We start from the raw sequence: 20,299 nt of genomic DNA on the forward strand, positions 1-20,299 counted from the left end.
AACGTCCCGTCGGCAGGATCGCCGTAACGAGAGCTAGAATACCCGCTCGATGAAGATTTGCGCGGTGCTCTGCGTGCCTGAAAGCGCCGCGGCACGCGCAGACCCGACGATGTCCAGGCGCTGCCAGGCCAGTGATCCTTCCAGGCCGAGGCGCAGGCCTTCCACCGGCTTCCAAATCACATTCGCAGACGTTCGATCGATCCGAACCTGCCCCCCAATATCGCCTACACGCGGCAAGGTCAGGCTGTAGCGGCTGATATAGGCGTTGCTGGACCATTCGTCCGACCAATCCCAACCGATCGAGACGACGCCGGACCACCCGCGCGTCGTCTGGTCGCCGGTCAAGAACGGTAATGCCGTGCGCCGGTCGAGCAGCGAGCCGACATAGGCCGGCGCATCGACAGCGCCGGCGATCTGGCCGGACAGGGTGAACGACCGGTCGAGCACGCTGCCTTCCCAGGTCGCGCCGATGATGGCTGCCCGGCCCGTCAGGCTGGAAGCCCCGATGCGCGGAACCTCGCGCAAGGCGACGGCGCCATGCAGGGTCAGCGCCTCCCCCTCATAGACCAGGCGCGCCACGCCATCCGGTATCCGCTGCCCCACCGTCGGCAGCGGAATGCGCCGATCGACGGAGACGTCTTCGGCCGACAGCGAGAGGCTCAGCTCTTCGGTGAGCGGCCGCTCATAGCCGATCAAGGCAACGGTGCGGCTGGGAATGCGCCCGATCAGGGCGAACTCGTCGCCAGTCCAGAAATCGAAGCGCGAGCTGGCCAGCCCGGCGCTGAACGCCCCCAGCGTGATGCTCGCCTCGCCGATCGTGACGTCGGTGCCACCGCCGCTGTTCGTGTCCATCGAGAACTCGAAGGCCGTCGCGAGATAATGGCCATTGGCAAGCGACTGACCGCTTTCGATCCGAAATGTCGTGCTGAGCGGAAAGCTCGTCGCACTCCGCGGCACGAGCCCCGTTGCCCGCGCAACTGCGTTTCCCCGGAAGCCGTCGCGTTGCAGCCCCGCATTCACTGTACCGGAGACGGCCATGCAGGCGCCCAGGCCGGGCGAGACAAAGCCGGACGGCGGAGGATCCTCCTCGTCATCCGCGTCATCATCCGCGTCGTCGTCTTCTGTATCCTCGGGCCCGGCCCTGCCTGGGGAGGCAGAGGAGGGTTTGGGCAGAAGCGGCTCAAGATCCGCAGGCTCGATGCTGCAGCTTCGCAGGAGGGCCGGCGGCCTGCCGGCGGCCCATGCCGCTCCGACAAGATTCGGCCAGCACATCGATGCCGCCGCCCAAAGCCCAAGGACCACCGCTTCGCGGCCACCCGCCCCGGCGATCCTGCGCGCGAGGCGTGCGCGCCGAGCCAGCTTGCTCACGGCCTCCTGCTTCAAGGTCTGATCGCTTCCACGGCCCGGCTTGCCATGCATCCGTCCCCAGATGCCGCCATGTCGCCGCGCCCCGTCCTCAACCAAAAACCGACCACGATCCGCCCCTCGTGATTGACGGCGATGCCCCGGTACATCTTGATGTCAGGACACGCTGCCGGCGACAATGGTCGTCATACCCTTCCCCATCAGGCACTCATCAGAACGGATAGCATATTCAGGTAGGACGCAACGCCCGAGACGTGTGAGCATGTTTCCGTGGCGGACGATATCGGCAAGGATGACTTGAGAGTGGTCTCGACGCGGCATAGTCCCCCAATCGGCGAAGTGCATGACCTGCCCCGCTGCCCGGCCCGCCGTCGATTTTCCTGTTTCGCAACGTATGGGAGAGCGCAGATGCACAGTGGAAAACGACCGGCCGGCCTTGGAGTTCTTCTCCTCGCCCTTCCCTTGCTGAGTGGTACGGCACATGCCGTAGACCGCATGGACGGAGCCTGGACCACAACTGCTGCGAGCTGCGACGAAGTCTTCGTCAAGCGCAAGGGCAATCTCGCGCTCAAGCGAACGGCCGAGGGCTGGAGTGCCTTCATCGTCAACGGCAACCGCATCAATGGCGCGAACGCCACTTGCAACGTGAAATCCTCCAAGCAGAAGGGCGATGTGACAACGCTCCTCCTCAGCTGCGCCGACAGGATCATGTTCGACACCATGACGGTCTCGATCCGCTTCAAGGAAGACGGCACCTTCGTCCGCTTCGACCCCGAATTCCCGGAGGTGGAGACAAGCTATCACCGCTGCGACCGGTGATAGCTCCGGCGCCTCGGCGCCGGATTGGGTGGACAGGACGAAGCCAGCGACGGCGAGGCCTCCGACCATTGGCCCCCACGAAGGCGCCCCGGAGACGACGGGGTGCCCGACGGTTAGCCGGTGGCGCGAATCATCCCCAATCTTGTTCTGAAGCACGTCCCTATCGGATCCCATTTCGCCGGAATCGGCCTGTTCCCGGGGACGACAGCGGCTCTGGATCCTTGAACGCCCGCCGCGATTGAGCGCGGGCGCGACAGCACGCGTCGGCTGCGCGCCAATCCGCTATTCGGCTTCGCTGCCCCCGGCATTCCGGCGCCATGCCCCCGGCGTCGCGCCGGTGAGCTGGCGAAAGACGCGCGTGAAGTGGCTCTGGTCCCCGAAGCCGCACATCAGCGCAATGTCGGAGAGCGGCAGATGCTGCTGGACGAGATGCTTCTTCGCCTCCGAGACCCGCAACCGCATGAGATAGCGCTGCGGGGCCACACCGACGCTCTGCCGAAACGCACGGGCGAAATGGCTGGCCGTCAGCCGGCACTCGCTGGCGACTTGCGCGATCGTCAGGTTCGATGCCAGGCGAGCCATCATGATCTCCTGCGCCCTGCGCTGTTGCCAGCCGGCCAGCCTGCCATGTCCGGCGCTGGCTGAGGGTTCGAGGCCGCCAAAGGCCCGGGCGAAATGGATCAGCAGGGCCATGGCGATCTGATCGGTCAGAAGCTGGTTGGCGCCGGGCAAGGCCGAGGCATGGACCAGCGCCTGCGACAGCCCCCACAAAATATCGTCCTGAGCGTCGTTCTCCGAACGCAGCGTCGAGGGAGCGCGGCCGCCATGTTGTGCAGCCATCGCGCCTAGCGCTTCGGAAGGAATGTAGAACTGGAGGGCGTCGAAACGGCCCTTGAACTGCCATTGCGGATCGTCGCGCAAATCCACGACGTCGACGGATTTCGCGTGAAGGCGACCCGATCGATAGCGCCGCCCTCCGAGCCAGCCGGAATGGCATTCGAGATCGTCCACTTGCTGGAGGATCGAAAATGCGTTCTCGCTCCGGGTCTGGTCGGTGCGCTCCCTGAAGCGCCGCCCACAGGAGAGTCTCGTCGCCGCCAACCCCAACCGGCCGTCGAGATGGAACTCGGAAACGACTCGCCCCTGCATCCCGAAATGATCGGCGATACACGCGCCGAAAAAGCCCTTCGGGTCTGCTGCTCTCGACAATCGCATGAACGCAACCCCCGGCAATGCCGTGGCCTGTCAAAGCCGCGGCGATCTCATATCGTTCGCCCTTGGATCCGGTTCCTCGTCTTGGCCAACCGCGCGGTTGTGCCTTTATCGCTCATCGATGAGAATCGTGCCCGATCGATGATTTACGGTCACGAATAGCAACAAAGGCGATGACCTGGAAAGGGAGGCGCTCACCACCTGAACGTGTCCTGAGAACGGTATTCCGATGACGCGGTGCAGCAGCTCACCCTGACGGAAGCCTAGCTCGGCTGGAACCTGTCGCGAGCGGGAGCGCGGATCGACGCCATCGGGATGATGCCGCCGCGAGCCCCCGCAGCGGCATCAGTGCCCGGTCAGCTCGCTCCCTCAGCTCGCTTTGGCAGCGTTCGGCCCGATGGTCTCGCCATGGGTGACGCGCTCCGGCGCCTTGTGGACCATCGTGTAGGCGTAGTCGACGCCCATGCCGTAGGCGCCGGAATGCTCTCTCACGATCGCCATGACGGCATCGTAGGTCTCGCGATGCGCCCAGTCGCGCTGCCATTCGAGCAAAACCTGCTGCCAGGTCACCGGCACGGCGCCGGCCTGCACCATGCGGTCCATCGCGTATTTATGCGCGTCGCTGGAAGTGCCGCCGGAAGCGTCCGCCACCATGTAGATCTCGTAACCGCCCTCGAGCATGGCGCAGAGCGCGAAGGTCGTGTTGCAGACCTCGGTCCAGAGCCCGGAAACGACGACCTTCTTGCGGCCATTGGCGGCGAGCGCGTCGCGGACGTTCTGATCGTCCCAGGAGTTCATCGAGCTCCGCTCGAGGATCTTGTTCTGCGGGAAGACCGCCAGCAGCTCGGGATAGGTATGACCGGAGAAGCTGTTCGTCTCGACTGTCGTGATCGTCGTGGGGACGTTGAAGGCCTTCGCCGCCTTGGCGAGGCCGACGACGTTGTTCTTCAACACCTGCCGGTCGATCGACTGGACGCCGAACGCCATCTGCGGCTGCTGGTCGATGAAGATGAGCTGGCAGTTCTTGGGAGTCAGGACTTCCAGGTACTTGGACATGTTGCCCTCCTTTGGGCGACCGGGTGAATGCTTGACCAGGCGCAGCGGTTGACGATTTTGCGCAGGCGCCGTCCGTGCGGTCCGCGTTAGACGCGATCTCTCATGGCTCTGTTTCCCCGCGATGCTTCACCGGGCTCGGTGGCGGATCGAGATGCAGGAAGTGCCGCACGACCGGCCCGCCCTCCCCGGCATGGAAGCGCGCGACCTCCTTCTGCAGATCAGCATCGGCCTTCGAAACGCGGCGGTGCTGGCGCAGATGCTCGGCCCAGGACGCGACCATGAACCATTCGACCAGCTTGTCCGGATCGGCGGTATCCTCGGTGATGCCCCAGCCATAGGCGCCGTCGCGCCGCCGCTCGGCCGAGAGGGCGTTGATCGCGCGCAGGAAGGCCTCGCGATCGGCAGACGGCACGCGGTATTCGATGAGAATCAGAACCGGGCCGCGATCGTTCTCGATGGCAGCGGCGGTGAGCGGCTCCGGCCAGTGATTGGAGGGCGCGAGATCGGCTTCGCCGGCCGGCAGTTTGATCCGATGCATGATCAACCCGGCGACCAGCAGCGCGGCCGCGCCGATCAGTAGGGTGCCACGGATGCCGGCGGCTTGCGCGACCGCGCCCCAGCCGAGGCTGCCGGCGGTCATCGCGCCGTTGAACACGGTCAGGTACACCGCGAGCGCCCGGCCGCGCACCCAGTTCGGCAAGATTGCCTGGGCGACGCCGTTGAGCGTGGTCAGCGCCACGATCCAGGCCGCGCCGAGCAGCAGCAGAATGACCACGGCGAGCCATTGCGGCGGGCCCAACGTCAGCGCTGCCATGACGACTGCGGTCAGCACGGCCGAGAACAGCAAGAGCCCGTCGGCATCGAGCCGGGCGCGCAGGCGCGGCAGCAGGACGGCGCCGCCGATCGCACCAGCCCCGACGGCGCCGAGCAGGATGCCGTAGAAGCCGGCGCCGCCGCCGAGCAGGTTGCGCGCGACCAGCGGCAAGAGCGCCCAGACGGCACTGGCGCAGGCGAAGAAGATCGCCGCGCGCAGCAGAACGACATGCAGTTCCCGGCTCGCCCGGGCATAACGCAGCCCGGCCCGGAACGCCCCGGAAAAGCGCTCGCTCAGCGCATCGTCGGCTCCTGGCGCGCGGCGCCACCAGATCAGCGCGCCGATGACGATGACGTAGCTCAGCACGTCCGCGCCATAGGTCACGCTGGCGCCGAGAGCGGCGAGGATCAGCCCGCCCAGAGCCGGGCCGATGGCACGGGAGATGTTGATGCCGAGCGAGTTCAGCGCCACCGCGCTCTTGAGATCGGCCTTGCCGACCAACTCGGGCACGATCGCCTGCCAGGTTGGCGCCATCAGCGCCGCGCCGATACCGCCGAGGAAGGTCAGCCCCACCAAAGCGGGCACGCTGAGCTGTCCGCTTCCGGCCAGGAGCATCAGCGAGAGGCTGACGCAGCCAAGCAGGATCTGGATGGCGATGAGGAACTTGCGCCGGTCGAGAATGTCGGAAAGCACGCCGGCGGGAATGGCGAGCAGGAAGATCGGCAGCGTCGCCGCCGCCTGCACCAGCGCCACCGCCGCCGGCGCGCCGGAGAGGTCGGTAACCAGCCAGGCGCTGGCGACGTCGCGCATGAACGAGCCGATATTGCCGATGATCGTCGCCGCCCAGAGCACGGCGAAGACTTTCTGGCGCAGCGGCGCGAAGCCGGAGGACGGGACCGGCGATGTGACGGCGCTCATCGCGTGACTCCCCTGCGCCGCGAAAGATCGTCGAGCGCGACCAGGATGAAGCCGCCGATCAGGCCGAGATGCTCGAAGAAGCCGTTCATCGCCATCATCCGCCCCTGCCCTGCCGGCATCTCCCAGAAGCGCAAGGCGAGGAAGCTGGCAGCGAGCGTGAAGCCGGCGAGCGCCAGCGCGGCGAGCCAGCGCCAGCGACCCACGAGGATGAGCGCGCTCATCGCGAGTTCGAAGACGACGACACCGACCGCGAAGAGCGGCGCCGGCGACAGGCCGAAATGATCCATCTCGGCGATCGCACCCTGAAAATCGAGAATCTTCGTGACCGGCCCCTGGATATAGGCGGCGCAGAGCAGCAGCAGCGCTATCCAGCGCAGCACGCCTGTTCGCGGCACCGCCGCCGATTGGTCGCTCCCGGCCATGTCACACCGCCCAGCAGGCACAGCCGAGCGCGCCCCAGAAGCTCCTGAGGTCTCCGACTGGCAGCTTGCTCGACCAGGCGCCGGCATGGTCGTGGCCATGGACGTTGCAGGAACTGGCACAGCCGCAGTTGGTCATGGCCGCCCGCCGTAGCGAATTCTTGCCAGCACCCTCGGGCTCGCCCCAGGCGGCATAGCCCTTGAAGGTGCGCACCGGAGACCAGTCCGGCATCGCCGGCGGCGGCGCGCTCTGGTCGGCGCTGGCGAACTCGCTGGCGCCATAGACGACCTTGCCGCCGACGACGGTGAGATCAGCACTGATGAAGGAGATCTCGTCCTCCGGGCAGGCGAAGAAATCACGATCGGGCACGATTAGATCGGCGAACTGGCCGACGGCGATCCGGCCCTTCTTGCCTTCCTCGTTCGAGAACCAGGTGACGTTCTCGGTCCACATCCTCAGCGCCGTCTCGCGGTCCAGGCAGTTGCGCTGCGGCGTGATGCGCAAGCCGCCGACGGTCTTGCCGGTGATCAGCCAGGCGAGCGAGACCCAGGGGTTGTAAGAGGCGACGCGCGTAGCATCGGTGCCGGCCGAGGTCTTGATGCCCTTCTCCAGCATGCGCGCCACGGGCGGTGTCGCCTCGGCCGCGGCCGCGCCGTATCGTTCGACGAAATACTCGCCCTGATAGGCCATGCGATGCTGCACGGCGACGCCTCCGCCGAGCGCGGCGATGCGGTCGATCGAGCGCTCCGAGATCGTCTCGGCATGGTCGAAGAACCAGTTCAGCCCCTTGAGCGGAACCTCCTTGTCGACCTTCTCGAAGACGTCGAGCGCGCGCGAGATCGTCTCGTCATAGGTCGCGTGCAGGCGCCAGGGCCAGCGGTTCTCGGCGAGGATGCGCACCACGCCTTCGAGGTCGCCTTCCATCTCGGGCGGCATGTCCGGGCGCGGCTCGCGGAAATCCTCGAAATCGGCGGCCGAGAAGACGAGCATTTCACCCGCGCCGTTATGGCGGAAATAGTCGTCGCCCTGTTTGTACTGCGAGGTCTTCGTCCAGTTGAGGAAGTCCTCCTTTTCCTGCTTCGGCTTCTGCGTGAACAGGTTGTAGGCGAGGCGGATGGTGAGTTGGTTGTCGTCGGAGAGCTTCTGGATGACGGCATAGTCGTCCGGATAGTTCTGGAAGCCGCCGCCGGCATCGATCGCGCCGGTGACGCCGAGCCGGTTGAGCTCGCGCATGAAGTGGCGGGTCGAGTTGACCTGATAGTCGAAGGGCAGCTTCGGGCCCTTGGCCAGCGTCGCGTAGAGGATGGCGGCATTGGGCCGGGCAAGCAGCAGCCCGGTCGGGTTGCCATTGGCGTCACGTGTGATCTCGCCGCCGGGCGGTTGCGGCGTATCCTTGGTGTAGCCGACCGCCCGCAGCGCCGCCCCGTTCAGCAAGGCGCGGTCATAGAGATGCAGGATGAAGACCGGCGTATCGGGCGCGACGGCGTTGAGCTCATCGATCGTCGGCAGCCGCTTTTCGGCGAACTGATGCTCGGTGAAGCCGCCGACGACGCGGACCCATTGTGGCGGCGGCGTCACCGCGACCTGGCGCTTGAGCATGGTCATCGCATCGGCGAGCGAGCGCACCCCGTCCCAGCGCAGCTCCATGTTGAAGTTCAGCCCGCCGCGGATGATGTGCAGGTGATTGTCGATCAGGCCCGGCAGCGCGCTGCGGCCCTTCAGGTCGATGATCCTGGTGTTCGGCCCGGCGTGGACCATTGCCTCGGCCTCGCTGCCGACGGCCAGGAACACGCCATCCTTGACGGCGACGGCGTTCGCGGTCGGGTTGCTGCGGTCGAGCGTGGTGAAGCGGCCGTTGCGGAGAATGAGATCGGCGGTCATCGGCTTGTCTCCGGATGGCTGGGGCTGGCCCTGGGCGAGGGCCGAGGAAGCGAGCCCAGGAAGGGCGAGCCCGCCCAGAACGGTGCGGCGCGTCGGCATCAACCGCGTTCCTTCTCTGTCGCGGTCACCTGCGAAGGCTTCGCACCAGCTGGCAGATGGCCGAAGACATGCGGCTTGACCTGATGCTCCCAGGACTGCGCCGCCGGCGCCTTCGCCCAGAAGCCCCGCAGCAGCGGCGGCAACTGCTCGCCGATCAGGATGCCGAGCAGCCCCACCAGCGCCACCACCGGCGGCGCCGGGGAGCGCACATTGATGAGGCTGTAGATCACGCCAACCAGGAGCCCGGCGCCGAGCGAAAGCAGATAGATCTTCATGCGCGCACCCATGCCCGAAAGTGAAGGCCGCCCGTCCAACGCTCGGGAGAACCGCCATGCGCGGACAGGCTGGGGCGCAGGCGGGTACAAGTCTTGTCGGTTTGAACGATCCTTTGCCTGATCTGCCGATCGCCGCGCCGCAGCCCAGCTTACGCCAAGGCGCGCGTGGATGCGCGCACGATCAGCGCGACCGGCATCAGCTTCACGCAGGCGCTCATGTCCGGATCGGCAAGACGCTCCAGCAGGTGCCGCGCCGCCGCCTCACCCATCTCCGCATGGGCGATCCGGATGGTGGTCAGCGGCGGATCGACCATGTCGACCAGCGGCATATCGTTGTGACCGACGATCGAGATGTCGCGCGGGCAGGAAAGCCCCCTTCGTTTCAGCTCCTGGTAAGCACCCAGGGCGAGCAGGTCGTTACTGGCGGCAATTGCGGTCAGGCCAGGCCACCTGCTGAGCAGTGCCGTCGTCGCCACCTGTCCCTCGGCCCGGCTGTAACCTTGCGCCACCGCGACCGCCGAGGGATCGAGCCCTGTTGCCGTCATCGCCGCCTCGAAACCACGGCGGCGGAGAATGCCGGTCGAGAGCTCCTCGGGGCCGGCCAGGTGTCCGATCCGGCGATGCCCGAGGCCGGCGAGATGCTCGACCGCCAGCCGCATGCCGCAGATATCATCGGAGACGACGGTGGCGGCGCGCGGCCGATCCTCGGCGCGGTTGACCAGCACGGTCGGGATATTCGCGGCCAGGCAAATGGTGAGCACCGGGTCGCTGCGCCGGGCGGTGGCCAATACGAGCCCGTCGACGCGACGCGCGATCAACTCCTCGACGATCGCGATTTGGCGGGCTTCGTCGGCCCCACCCTCCGCGACGAGCATCGAATAGCCGTCTCTCGCCAACGCCGCGCCGACACCGTCGAGGATCGGCGCAAAGACGGGATTGGCGAGATCCGGCAGCACCACGCCGACCAGGCGCGAACGCCCCGTCCGCAGCGAGGCTGCAATCGCGTCACGGCGATAGCCCTGCCGCACCGCCTCCGCCCTCACCTTCTCGACGACCTCCGGCGAGATTCGGTGCGCCTGGGCAGGATCGAGCGCGCGCGCGGCCGTCGACCGATGCACGCCGGATGCCTCGGCGATCGACTGGAGTGTCGCCGCGCGCGGCGGGCCCGCTGCCAGGGGCTTGGATTTCATGGGTTTTCTGCTGACTGAATCACCATTCGGAACAGAGCATTTTTTGCCTCGCTTGACAACGTGCAATCGATCGCATAGTTGAAATGCAATCGATTGCACGTCGCTGCACCTGACACGCTCCGACAAGCGACGGAGGAAACGCCGATGAATGCGAGGGTAAGGACCGTGGCGCCGGATCGGGCGCTCCGCTCCCACATCATCGAGACCCAGGAAGCGGTGACGCCGGTGGTGCTTGACGCGATGTCGCGAGCACCGAATGCGCGGCTGAGGGAGGTGATGGCCTCCTTTGTCCGGCACATGCATGCTTTCGCCCGGGAAGTCCGGCTGACCGAGGAGGAATTCGAGTTCGGCCTCGATGTCCTCAACCGGATCGGCCAGGCAACGAACGACAGCCACAACGAAGCCGTGCTCTTCTCGGACGCGATCGGCTTTTCGACGCTGGTCTGTATGCTCAACAACGGCCAGAACGGCGCGACCGAGACGGCCGCGGCCCTGCTCGGCCCGTTCTGGCGGATGCATTCACCGGCGACGCCCAATGGCGGCTCGATCATCCGCTCGCCGACGCCCGGCCCCGCGCTCTTCGCCAATTGCCGGATCACCGACCCGCAGGGCCTCCCCCTTGCCGGCGTCGAGGTCGATGTCTGGCAGGCTTCCCCGGTCGGGCTCTACGAAAACCAGGATCCCGGCCAGGCGGAGATGAACCTGCGCGGCAAGTTCACCACCGACGCTGACGGCTGCGTCGCCTTCCGCTCTGTGAAGCCGGCCGGCTATCCCGTGCCGACCAACGGCCCGGTGGGAGAGCTGCTCCGGGCTCAGGAGCGTCACCCCTTCCGCCCGGCCCATCTGCACTTCCTCGCCTACAAGCCCGGCTTCCGGACGCTCATCACCCAGGTCTTCGTCGATGACGACCAGCATCTGGAAAGCGATGTCGTCTTCGGCGTGACCCGCCACCTCATCGGCGACTTCCGGCTGGGCAACGGCCCCGCTCCCGACGCCGATGTCGAGGGGCCCTGGTACCTCTTCGACTACGCTTTCGTGATGGAACCCGGCGAGGCGAAGCTGCCGATCCCGCCGATCCGTTGATCCGCGCCTTTCCCCTCACACTCAAAAGCAGGGACAGCCATGTCTCATCTCGCCCAGCCGGACGCCGCCGCGCCGCTCCGGAAGCTCTATCCGCGTTCGCTCGACGGCAAGGTCGCGCTCGTCATTGGCGGCGCAGGGGCCATCGGTGGAGCGACCAGCCGCATGCTCGCCGCCGCCGGCGCGACGATCATCGTCACCCATCTCGCCGGCGATCGCGATACGCAAGCCGCCGAGGCTCTCATCGCCGATCTCGGCGACGGCCATGCTGCCTATGTCGCCGATGTCGTCGACACCGTCTCGCTGGTCGCCCTGCGCGATGCCATTGAGGCCCGCTTCGGCCGGCTCGACATCCTGATCAACGCGGCCGGCTACACCAAGCCGGTGCCGCATGCCGATCTCGACGCGCTGACCGACGAGCTGATCGACCGGATGCTCCAGGTCAACTGGCGCGGGCAGTTCGCGACCATCCGCACCTTCGCGCCGATGCTGAAGGCCTCCGGCGACGGGTTGGTGGTTTCGATCTCTTCGATCGCCGCCTTCACCGCCGTGGGATCCTCGATCGCCTATTGCGCCGCCAAGGCCGGCATCGACGTGATGACCAAGGCGCTGGCGCGGGTATTGGCGCCGGAGGTTCGCGTCCTCGCGGTCTCGCCGGGCGTGGTCGACACTGAGTTCGTCCCCGGCCGTGGCGCCGACTTCAACGACAAGGTCAGCGCCTCGACGCCGCTGAAGCGGATCGGCGCGGCCGAGGACATCGCCGCCGCCATCACCGCCTGCGCCACCATGCTCGGCTACTCGACCGGACACATCATTCAGGTCGATGGCGGCCGGGCGCTCTGAGGGAGAAGCACCATGCGCGCCCCGCTGCCCAAGGTCTTCATCACCTGCGCGATCACCGGCAACCTGACCAAGCCGGAACAGAGCCCGCATCTGCCGATCACGCCCGAGCAGATCGCCGATTCGGCGCTCGAAGCCGCCGAAGCCGGCGCGGCGGTCGCCCATATCCATGTCCGCGATCCCAGGAGCGGCCGTCCCTCGATGGAGCTTGCGCTCTATCGCGAGGTGGTCGAGCGCATCCGCGCCCATAACCTGGACCTGATCATCAACCTGACCACCGGTCCGGGTGGGCGCTTCGTCCCCTCCGAGCAGGACCCTAAGGTTGCCGGCCCCGGCACGACGCTGATGGTGCCGGAAGGGCGCGTCGCCCATGTCGCGGCCCTCAAACCCGATATCTGCACGCTCGACCTCAACACCATGAACTCCGGCGGCGAGGTCGTGATCAACACGCCCGGCAATGTCCGCCGCATGGCCAGGGTGATCGCGGAAGCCGGCGTGCGTCCTGAGATCGAATTGTTCGACTCCGGCGACATCGCGCTGCTGAACGACCTGATCAAGGACGGCACGCTGCAGCCGCGCCCGCTCACCTCCTTCGTGATGGGCGTGCGCTACGGCTTCCAGCCCTCGCCGGAAACCGTGCTCTATGCCCGCGGCCTTCTGCCCGAAGGCGCGCTGTTCACCGCGATCGGCATCGGCCGCTCGGCCTTCCAGAGCGTCGCGCTGTCCTATCTCGCCGGCGGCCATGTCCGCGTCGGGCTGGAGGACGGCGTCTATATCGAGCACGGCGTGCTCGCGCCCTCGAACGCCGCGCTGGTCGAGAAGGCCCGCCGCATCGTCGAGGACCTCGGCGGTGAGATCGCCACGCCGCAGGAAGCCCGCGCCCTCATCGGCCTGCCCGCTCGCGCCCGCAGCGCGAAGCGGGTGGCGTGACCCTCTCATCGGAAGCGAACCGCATGTCCCCTGCCACCCAAACCCTCATTCGCGAAGCTAAGGCCGCCCGCGTCCAGACCGTGCGGGGCCTGCGGCTCCATGCCAAGGCCGCGAGCTATGACGAGATCGTGCTATCGATCGAGGAGCGGCCCCTGCGCCCGCTCGCCGCTCGTGAGGTCCTGGTCGAAATCCAGGCCGCGGCGGTTAACCCGTCCGATGCCAAGGCGGCGACCGGGCTGATGCCCTACGCGGTCTTCCCGCGCACGCCGGGTCGCGACTTCGCCGGCAAGGTCATCGCCGGAACGGAAGAGCTCCTCGGCAAGTCGGTGTTCGGCTCCTCCGGCGATCTCGGTATCCGCCAGGACGGCTCCCATGCAAGCCATCTCATCGTCGAGGCCGATGCGGTCGTCGAGATTCCAGCCGGCATCACGATGCGCGAGGCCGCCGGTATCGGCGTCCCCTTCGTCACCGCCTGGGAGGGCCTGCGGCGCGCCGGCTTGCCGAAGTCGGGCGAGACCGTGCTGATCCTCGGCCTCAACGGCAAGGTCGGCCAGGCCGCTGCGCAGATCGCGAGCTGGCGCGGCGCCAGGGTGATCGGCGTCGTGCGCCGCGAGGAGCCCTATGCCGGCCATGCCAGCACCCCGGTCGAGGTCGTCTCCGCCAGCGGGACGGATGTGCCGGCGCGGGTACGCGAACTCACCGGCGGCAAGGGCGCGGATATCGTCTTCAACACGGTCGGCGACCCCTTCTACGAGATCGGCCAGAAATCGATGGCCGTCGGCGGCCGGGCGATCTTCATCGCGGTCATCGACCGCTTCGTCACTTTCGACATCCTGGCCTTCTACAAGGGCCAGCACACCTATGTCGGCATCGACACCATCGCCCTGAATTCGGTCGCGGCGGGCGCGATCCTGCGCGATCTCGCGCCGGGCTTTGCCGAAGGCTTCCTGAAGCCCTTCCCGATCAAGGATAGCGCCGTCTACCCGCTCGAGCAGGCCCATGCCGCCTATCAGGCGGTGATGGGCTCCTCGCGCGACCGCGTCATCCTCGTGCCCGGAGCCTGACGCCATGCATGTTGTGCGCTTCACCGAGGCCCCGTCCTATGACGCTCCCGGCCATGCGCTGATGGCGATGGTGCGGCTGCAGGGCCGCGAGGCCGGCCCGGCCGACACCGCCTGGCTCGGCGTCTCCACCATCGCGCCCGGCGGCGGCACCACCCTCGACGCCTCCGGAGTCGAGAAGCTCTATGTCGTGCTCGACGGCACGGTCACCGTTTCGAACGGGCAGGACAAGGTCCGCCTGCAACGCTGGGATTCCTGCCGGATCGCCCCAGGCGAAGGACGTCAGCTCAGCAACGACACCGGCGAGCCCGCCTCCATCCTGCTCGTCATGCCGCTCCAGACTCCGCCGGCCTGAGCCGGCGCGACCATGAAGAGACCGCGAACCGCCTAGCCAAGAAACAAACCAGCCGCGGGCGCACCCCGCGGTGGCGCAACCATGCGCCAAGGGAGGACCAAATGGCTGCAGATCATCTTTCCCCACGCCCGGCCAAGCGCTGGTACAATATCCTCTACGTTCAGGTCCTCATCGCCATCGCCGCCGCCATCGTGATCGGCCATTTCTGGCCATCGATCGGTGTCGAGATGAAGCCGCTCGGCGACGGCTTCATCAAACTGATCAAGATGGTGATCGCACTGGTGATCTTCTGCACCGTCGTCTCCGGCATCGCCGGCATGAGCGACATGAAGAAGGTCGGCCGCGTCGGCGGCAAGGCGCTGATCTATTTCGAGGTGGTCTCGACGCTGGCTCTGGTCATCGGCCTCGTCGTCGCCAATGTCGTCAAGCCCGGCGCCGGCTTCAACGCCCACCCCTCGGCGCTCGATGCCAAGGCCGTGGCCGCCTATGCCGGCAAGGCCGGCGAGCAGTCCATCACGGACTTCCTGCTCAACGTCATCCCCAACACGGTGGTCGATGCCTTCGCCAAGGGCGACATCCTGCCTGTGGTGCTGATCTCGATCCTGTTCGGCTATGTGCTCTCGCATCTCGGCGAGCGGGCGCGGCCCGTCCGCGACGTCATCGATGCCGGCTCGAAGCTCGTCTTCGGGGCGATCAACGTCATCATGAAGCTCGCCCCCATCGGCGCCTTCGGGGCCATGGCCTTCACGATCGGCCGCTACGGCGTCGGCTCGCTCGGCCCGCTCTTCCTGCTGATCGCGACCTTCTACCTGACGAGCCTGATCTTCGTGCTCGGCGTGCTCGGCCTCATCGCTCGCTGGGCCGGCTTCAGCATCCTGAAGTTCCTGGCTTACATCAAGGAAGAGATCCTGATCGTGCTCGGCACCTCCTCCTCCGACCCGGCCCTGCCGAGCCTGATGGAGAAGCTGGAGCGCGCCGGCTGCTCGAAGCCGGTGGTGGGGCTCGTCGTGCCGACAGGCTATGTCTTCAACACCGACGGCACCTCGATCTACATGACGCTTGCCGCGCTGTTCGTGGCACAGGCGACGAACACCGACCTTTCCCTGCACCAGCAGCTCGCGATCTTCGCCGTGGCCATGCTGACTTCGAAGGGCGCGTCCGGCTTCACCGGGGCCTCCTTCATCGCACTGGTCGGCACGCTCTCGGTCGTCCCGGCGATCCCAGTCGCCGGCATGGCGCTGATCCTCGGCATCGACCGCTTCATGAGCGAGGCCCGCGCTTTGGTGAACATGATCGGCAACGGCGTCGCGACGCTGGTCATGGCCCGTTGGGAGGGTGAGCTCGATCAGGGCAAGCTCCGGGCAGCCCTGAACGGCGAACCGCTGCCCGAGCCCGGCGCGGCTGAGCATCCGGCGGCACAGCCCGGCACGATCGGGCTCGCCGTCCGGGCGGGCGAGGTGCTGAACGGCGCCGGCGGCGCGGCCTGAGATACCGCCGATTGTCGCGGGCTCGCGAGACGGTTAGCGTCTCGGGTCGGTCGCCTGTCAGGATCATGAGGAGAAAGCGCATGTCCGCCCACTCCGCGCCCGTGAACATCGCCGTGCTGGACGATTATCAGAATGTAGCCCTGTCGATGGCGGACTGGTCCGCGCTTGGCGGACGCGCCCGCGTCACCGTGTTCAACGATCATCTTGCCGATCCCGACGCGGTCATTGACCGGCTCCAGCCCTTCGAGATCGTCTGCGTGATGCGCGAGCGCACGCCGATGACGCGCGCGATCATCGAAGGGCTGCCGCGGCTGCGCCTGATCGCCTCGACCGGCGCACGCAATGCCTCGATCGATGCCAAGGCGGCCGAGGAGCATGGCATTCAGGTCGTCCATACCGGCTATTTCCCGACGCCGACCATCGAGATGAGCTGGGCGCTCATCCTGGCGAGCGCACGCGGGCTCGTTGAGGAGAACGCCTCCTTTCGCAGCGGCGGCTGGCAGCGCCGGATCGGCAGCGACCTCCACGGGCGGACATTGGGCCTGTTCGGCCTCGGCAATATCGGCGGCGCCATGGCCCGCATTGGCCAGGCCTTCGGCATGAACGTCATCGCCTGGAGCCAGAATCTGACCGCCGAACGGGCGGAGACGGCAGGCGCGACATGGGTTTCGAAGGAGGACCTGTTCCGGCAAGCGGACATCCTCAGCATCCATCTGGTCCTGAGCGGACGCACCCGCGGGCTGGTCGGCGCCGCGGAGCTGGCGCTCATGAAGCCCACCGCCCGGCTCGTGAACACGTCGCGTGGCCCGATCGTGGTCGAAGCGGATCTGATCGCCGCGCTCAAAAACAAGACGATTGCCGGCGCCGCCATCGATGTCTTCGATCAGGAACCGCTTCCGGCAGACCATCCGCTGCGGAGCCTGCCAAACCTGCTCGCGACGCCGCATATCGGCTACGTCTCGCAAAATCTGTATGAGCGCTTTTATCGCGACACGGTCGACAACATCCTGAGATGGCTGGACGATCGCGCTTCATCCTGACGGCAGAGAGATGCCGGTTCCGACGGCAGTTTCGTGGATGGAAAGCTTATTTGGTTTTGATCATGGTGACCTGTGCGTTGCTGTCGTTCCAGCGTTTCAAGATGTTGATCGTGACGTCGCTTTGGTGACGATGCACGCGCAGATCGAATTGCGAGGAACCCAGCGTCAGGCCGCGAATGATCACGTCATCGAGAAATGATGGCAGTACCGGGTCGACCAGCTTTATCTCGTTTGCCTCGGACGGAAGCTGCAGCCCGAGGCAAGCGGCCAGCATGGCAAAGGGAGCCGCAGCGGCCCAGGCCTGAGGCGAACAGGCCACGGGATAGGCGGTCGGACCACGTCGTGGCTTTCTGAGGAAGCCGCAGAACAGCTCCGGCAGGCGCTGCTGCTCCTGATAGGTCGCAACGTTGGCGAGGGCTTCGAATAATCGTGCCGCCTCGAACTTGAAGCCGTAGGCACCAAAGCCGATTGCGATCAGCGCGTTATCGTGCGGCCAGACCGAGCCATTGTGATACGACATCGGATTATAGCGTATTTCCCCGACGTTCAGCGTCCGGATGCCCCAGCCGCTGAAGCTTCCCTCGCTCATCAGGGTGCGAGCAACCCGGGTCGCGCGCTCGGGAAGGGCGATGCCCCCGAACAAGGCATGTCCGGCGTTGGACGAACGAACCCGGCAGGGCCGCTTGTCGCCATCGAGGGCGAGCGCATAGGAGCCGAGCTCCTCGCACCAGAAGGCTCGATCGAAGCGCTCCTGCAGGACCGATGCTTGCTGTGCGAGCACGTCGGCACGGTCGCGCAGCCCCAGGGCACGAGCGATGTTCGCTCCGGCCCGTCTGGCGGCATAGACATAGGCCTGCACTTCGACGAGGGCGATCGGACCTCGCGCCAGCGATCCGTCGGCATGAAAAATCGAATCGTGACTGTCCTTCCAGCCCTGATTGGCCAGCCCGCTTTCCGTCTCGCGAAAATACTCGACAAATCCGTCCCCGTCGCGATCGCCGAATGTGTCGCACCAGAGGAGCGCGGCCTCGATATTGGCCCAGAGTCGTTCGACGGTGGCGAGGTCGCCAGTGCGATCGAAATACTGGCCGGCCAGCATGACGAACAGCGGAGTGGCGTCGACCGAGCCATAGTAGAACTTGAACGGAACCTCGCCGAGATTGGCCATCTCTCCGCTTCGTCGTTCATGCAGAATCTTGCCCGGCTGGGCGTCGGCAGCGGGGTCGATGATCGCAGCCTGTGCCCGCGCCAACTGCAGCAGGACGCCGCGCGCGACCGAAGGATCGGCCCACAGCAGCATCATGGCGGTGATGATCCCGTCGCGGCCGAACATCGTCGAGAACCATGGAATGCCGGCATAGGGATAAAGCCCATCGGCCCCGCGGGTCATGAGCATGTACAGGTCCGAGGTCGATCGCCTGATGAGATCGGTGAAGGGGGCGTTCGACGATGTCACCTTGGAGATGTTGGCCGTCAGCGCACGAAGATCCCGCCGGGCGTCCTGATAGGCCTTGGCGAAGTCCTGGGGCGGTATGCCGGGGGCGTCGCTGAACGGCGGAATCTGCCGTTCCGAATCATTGATGAGATCGCAGGCGACGGTGACGAGGAGCGAGGTTCGCTCGCCAGGTTCCAGGCGGAACCGGAACGAGGCAAATCCTTTCGTCAAATGATACGGTTCCGGCTTGAAGCGAAGGACCGTTCTTCGCACCCTGTCGTCGAGACCACGATAGGCGAAGCGCGCGGCGCCTGAACCGATCTCGGTCTCCGTCTCGCCACGACGGGAGCGCTTCATCCCGCGGACCTCGAAGAGGTCGCGAAAATCCGCTTCGAAAGATATCGACAGCGAGAATTCGTGCGGAATCCGATCGAAATTGCGCAATCCGACGCGTTCATAGCAGACCGCGTTCCAGAGGAATTTCGTCCGCTCGATCGCGATCGCGTCGCGCGGGATCACGGTTGAACCGTCCCCCCGCTCGATTTCCGGATTGGCCAGATCGACCGTCAGGGCGGTATTGTCGTCCTGGATTACGGAGCAAAGGATCAAGGGCCGCTTGCCCTCGAAATACAGCTGCAGCCGCGAAAGATGCCTGGTGTCGTTGCAGAACAGCCCCTCGGACGTGTTCGGGGTGATCCCGATGTCGCCGTAGCTGTCGAGGACGGCGAAGGTATCGCCGGACTTCAAGGTGCGGAGCGGGCGTTCGACCAGGGACGGATGGGCATCGAGGGCATGCTCGATCGGCCTCTCATGCTGCGGCGCAATCTGGGGGTGCCCTGGCCGGGCGTTCTGTTCATGCATCGGAAGCGCCCTTCTCCGGAGGTCGCGCGGTGCGTTCAGACGATTGGTTCACGTCACTGCGTCGTTTCTGCGGCCCCGCGAGAATTCCGGGGGGACGCCAGCAAACGATCGAATGCCGCAAGATAGTCGCGCGCCATCCGCGCGGCAGTGAAATGACTCTCGTAGTGGACATGTACCCGCCAACGATCCAGGGCAGCGCAGCGCCGACAGGCGGCGACGGCATCCGCGATCGTGTCGACGATGAACCCGGATACCCCATCCTCCACGATTTCCGGCACGGAGCCGTTGCGCCATGCGATGACAGGCGTTCCTGCCGACATGGCCTCGATCATGACGAGGCCAAATGGCTCGGGCCAATCGATCGGAAACAGCAACGCCCTGGCTCCGCCCAGCAGTGTGGCCTTCCTGGCCTCGTCGATCTCGCCGATGAATTCGATCAGCGGATCGTCGAGCAGCGGCTCTATCCGGGTGCGGAAGTAGTCCTCGTCGACAGGATCAATCTTCGCCGCGATCTTGAGAGGCATCCCCGCACGCTTGGCAATCTCGATCGCGCGGTCCGGACGTTTCTCCGGCGTGATGCGGCCGAGAAACGTCAGGTAATCTCCTCCCTTCGCATCGAAGGGACACAGCCCCGGCCCCAGGCCGTGATGTACCGTGGCCAGCCAGTTGACGGTTGGAGGCATCGGCTTCCGCTGGCCCTGGGAGATCGAAATCAACGGCATCTGCGGAAAGGCCTGATAGACCGGCAGGAAATCGGGCAGATCGAGGCGGCCATGCAGCGTCGTCACGCATTTATGGGCCAGGTCCGAGAACAGCGCGTGCTGAAGCAGGTCGAGGTGGAAATGGATGACATCGAACGACGCATGCCGCTCACGGACCTTTGCCAACATGGCGAGATGACTGGCCGTATGATCGCGAATTCCTGCCAGCCGCAAACCCTGTGGCGAGCATGCGACCAGTTCGGCAGAGGTTTGGGAATCGCCCGAGGCGAACAAGGTGACGTGATGTCCGAGCCGGACGAGTTCCTCGGTGAGCCATGACGCAACGCGTTCCGTCCCCCCGTATTTTCGGGGAGGAACTGCCTCCGACAGCGGCGCAACCTGGGCGATCCGCATCTGCCTGTCTCCCGCCGCCGGCATCGCGAATGCGGCGAGCTAGCAA

The 20,299-nt window shown here is 66.1% G+C and carries 18 protein-coding genes; 8 read left to right on the forward strand and 10 right to left on the reverse strand.

Annotation, left to right across the window (positions count from 1 at the left end):
* Positions 1-33: 33 nt before the first annotated feature.
* Positions 34-1,383: a hypothetical protein gene (locus AB4Z16_RS06650; RefSeq protein WP_441510540.1), complete on the reverse strand. Its 1,350-nt coding sequence runs from the start codon at positions 1,381-1,383 to the stop codon at positions 34-36.
* 252 nt (positions 1,384-1,635) lie between these two features.
* Here AB4Z16_RS06650 and AB4Z16_RS06655 point away from each other — a divergent pair, with 252 nt between their 5' ends.
* Positions 1,636-2,184 (forward strand): hypothetical protein, encoded by a 549-nt coding sequence (locus AB4Z16_RS06655; RefSeq protein ID WP_441510541.1) that lies wholly within the window; start codon positions 1,636-1,638, stop codon positions 2,182-2,184.
* A gap of 282 nt (positions 2,185-2,466) precedes the next feature.
* Here AB4Z16_RS06655 and AB4Z16_RS06660 read toward each other — a convergent pair whose 3' ends face one another.
* The 7 genes from AB4Z16_RS06660 to AB4Z16_RS06690 form a co-directional block, all read right to left on the reverse strand.
* Complete coding sequence (locus AB4Z16_RS06660; protein ID WP_441510542.1) at positions 2,467-3,333, reverse strand: helix-turn-helix domain-containing protein; 867 nt, start codon at positions 3,331-3,333, stop codon at positions 2,467-2,469.
* A 432-nt stretch (positions 3,334-3,765) separates the two neighbouring features.
* Positions 3,766-4,452, reverse strand: coding sequence for a hydrolase (locus tag AB4Z16_RS06665; protein ID WP_441510543.1), 687 nt, complete (start codon positions 4,450-4,452; stop codon positions 3,766-3,768).
* A gap of 100 nt (positions 4,453-4,552) precedes the next feature.
* Positions 4,553-6,184, reverse strand: coding sequence for an MFS transporter (locus AB4Z16_RS06670; RefSeq protein ID WP_441510544.1), 1,632 nt, complete (start codon positions 6,182-6,184; stop codon positions 4,553-4,555).
* Positions 6,181-6,606 carry a DoxX family protein gene (locus AB4Z16_RS06675; RefSeq protein ID WP_441510545.1) on the reverse strand — a complete coding sequence of 142 codons (426 nt, stop codon included), beginning with the start codon at positions 6,604-6,606 and terminating at the stop codon, positions 6,181-6,183. Before AB4Z16_RS06675 ends, AB4Z16_RS06670 begins: the two co-directional genes overlap by 4 nt.
* 1 nt (position 6,607) lies before the next feature.
* Positions 6,608-8,584 carry an amidohydrolase gene (locus AB4Z16_RS06680; RefSeq protein WP_441510546.1) on the reverse strand — a complete coding sequence of 659 codons (1,977 nt, stop codon included), beginning with the start codon at positions 8,582-8,584 and terminating at the stop codon, positions 6,608-6,610.
* Entirely contained in the window at positions 8,584-8,859 is a 276-nt protein-coding gene (locus AB4Z16_RS06685; protein ID WP_441510547.1) for a XapX domain-containing protein, read from the reverse strand. Before AB4Z16_RS06685 ends, AB4Z16_RS06680 begins: the two co-directional genes overlap by 1 nt.
* A gap of 149 nt (positions 8,860-9,008) precedes the next feature.
* On the reverse strand, positions 9,009-10,148 hold the full coding sequence (locus AB4Z16_RS06690) for a LacI family DNA-binding transcriptional regulator (RefSeq protein WP_441510548.1): 1,140 nt from the start codon (positions 10,146-10,148) through the stop codon (positions 9,009-9,011).
* Between the two features lie 45 nt (positions 10,149-10,193).
* Between AB4Z16_RS06690 and AB4Z16_RS06695 the strand changes: the two genes are divergently transcribed.
* The 7 genes from AB4Z16_RS06695 (at position 10,194) to AB4Z16_RS06725 (ending at position 16,842) form a co-directional block, all read left to right on the forward strand.
* Positions 10,194-11,132, forward strand: a complete 939-nt coding sequence (locus AB4Z16_RS06695; protein ID WP_441510549.1) for a dioxygenase family protein — start codon at positions 10,194-10,196, stop codon at positions 11,130-11,132.
* Between the two features lie 39 nt (positions 11,133-11,171).
* Positions 11,172-11,972, forward strand: a complete 801-nt coding sequence (locus tag AB4Z16_RS06700; protein WP_441510550.1) for an SDR family NAD(P)-dependent oxidoreductase — start codon at positions 11,172-11,174, stop codon at positions 11,970-11,972.
* Positions 11,973-11,984: 12 nt separating this feature from the next.
* Positions 11,985-12,899 carry a beta-keto acid cleavage family enzyme gene (locus AB4Z16_RS06705; RefSeq protein ID WP_441510551.1) on the forward strand — a complete coding sequence of 305 codons (915 nt, stop codon included), beginning with the start codon at positions 11,985-11,987 and terminating at the stop codon, positions 12,897-12,899.
* Between the two features lie 23 nt (positions 12,900-12,922).
* A complete protein-coding gene (locus tag AB4Z16_RS06710; RefSeq protein WP_441510552.1) occupies positions 12,923-13,963 on the forward strand; it encodes a quinone oxidoreductase family protein in 1,041 nt (346 codons plus the stop codon).
* A 4-nt stretch (positions 13,964-13,967) separates the two neighbouring features.
* The gene (locus tag AB4Z16_RS06715; protein WP_441510553.1) at positions 13,968-14,315 is read left to right on the forward strand and encodes a cupin domain-containing protein; all 348 of its coding nucleotides are present in this window, start codon (positions 13,968-13,970) and stop codon (positions 14,313-14,315) included.
* A gap of 101 nt (positions 14,316-14,416) precedes the next feature.
* Positions 14,417-15,802: a dicarboxylate/amino acid:cation symporter gene (locus AB4Z16_RS06720; protein ID WP_441510554.1), complete on the forward strand. Its 1,386-nt coding sequence runs from the start codon at positions 14,417-14,419 to the stop codon at positions 15,800-15,802.
* 80 nt (positions 15,803-15,882) lie between these two features.
* Positions 15,883-16,842, forward strand: a complete 960-nt coding sequence (locus AB4Z16_RS06725; RefSeq protein WP_441510555.1) for a D-2-hydroxyacid dehydrogenase family protein — start codon at positions 15,883-15,885, stop codon at positions 16,840-16,842.
* Positions 16,843-16,888: 46 nt separating this feature from the next.
* Here AB4Z16_RS06725 and AB4Z16_RS06730 read toward each other — a convergent pair whose 3' ends face one another.
* Entirely contained in the window at positions 16,889-19,138 is a 2,250-nt protein-coding gene (locus AB4Z16_RS06730) for an amylo-alpha-1,6-glucosidase (protein ID WP_441510556.1), read from the reverse strand.
* Positions 19,139-19,191: 53 nt separating this feature from the next.
* Positions 19,192-20,253 (reverse strand): glycosyltransferase family 4 protein, encoded by a 1,062-nt coding sequence (locus tag AB4Z16_RS06735; protein ID WP_441510557.1) that lies wholly within the window; start codon positions 20,251-20,253, stop codon positions 19,192-19,194.
* Between the last annotated feature and the right edge of the window lie 46 nt (positions 20,254-20,299).

The organism is Allobosea sp. TAF32, assembly GCF_052113585.1.
GTDB lineage: Bacteria > Pseudomonadota > Alphaproteobacteria > Rhizobiales > Beijerinckiaceae > Allobosea.

Coding starts and splice junctions, on each gene's coding strand:
- AB4Z16_RS06660 (WP_441510542.1), bottom strand. CDS start 3,333: ATGCAGGGGCGAGTCGTTTCCGAGTTCCATCTCGACGGCCGGTTGGGG.
- AB4Z16_RS06685 (WP_441510547.1), bottom strand. CDS start 8,859: ATGAAGATCTATCTGCTTTCGCTCGGCGCCGGGCTCCTGGTTGGCGTG.
- AB4Z16_RS06720 (WP_441510554.1), top strand. CDS start 14,417: ATGGCTGCAGATCATCTTTCCCCACGCCCGGCCAAGCGCTGGTACAAT.
- AB4Z16_RS06695 (WP_441510549.1), top strand. CDS start 10,194: ATGAATGCGAGGGTAAGGACCGTGGCGCCGGATCGGGCGCTCCGCTCC.
- AB4Z16_RS06710 (WP_441510552.1), top strand. CDS start 12,923: ATGTCCCCTGCCACCCAAACCCTCATTCGCGAAGCTAAGGCCGCCCGC.
- AB4Z16_RS06705 (WP_441510551.1), top strand. CDS start 11,985: ATGCGCGCCCCGCTGCCCAAGGTCTTCATCACCTGCGCGATCACCGGC.
- AB4Z16_RS06725 (WP_441510555.1), top strand. CDS start 15,883: ATGTCCGCCCACTCCGCGCCCGTGAACATCGCCGTGCTGGACGATTAT.
- AB4Z16_RS06735 (WP_441510557.1), bottom strand. CDS start 20,253: ATGCGGATCGCCCAGGTTGCGCCGCTGTCGGAGGCAGTTCCTCCCCGA.
- AB4Z16_RS06665 (WP_441510543.1), bottom strand. CDS start 4,452: ATGTCCAAGTACCTGGAAGTCCTGACTCCCAAGAACTGCCAGCTCATC.
- AB4Z16_RS06700 (WP_441510550.1), top strand. CDS start 11,172: ATGTCTCATCTCGCCCAGCCGGACGCCGCCGCGCCGCTCCGGAAGCTC.
- AB4Z16_RS06715 (WP_441510553.1), top strand. CDS start 13,968: ATGCATGTTGTGCGCTTCACCGAGGCCCCGTCCTATGACGCTCCCGGC.
- AB4Z16_RS06675 (WP_441510545.1), bottom strand. CDS start 6,606: ATGGCCGGGAGCGACCAATCGGCGGCGGTGCCGCGAACAGGCGTGCTG.
- AB4Z16_RS06670 (WP_441510544.1), bottom strand. CDS start 6,184: ATGAGCGCCGTCACATCGCCGGTCCCGTCCTCCGGCTTCGCGCCGCTG.
- AB4Z16_RS06680 (WP_441510546.1), bottom strand. CDS start 8,584: ATGCCGACGCGCCGCACCGTTCTGGGCGGGCTCGCCCTTCCTGGGCTC.
- AB4Z16_RS06730 (WP_441510556.1), bottom strand. CDS start 19,138: ATGCATGAACAGAACGCCCGGCCAGGGCACCCCCAGATTGCGCCGCAG.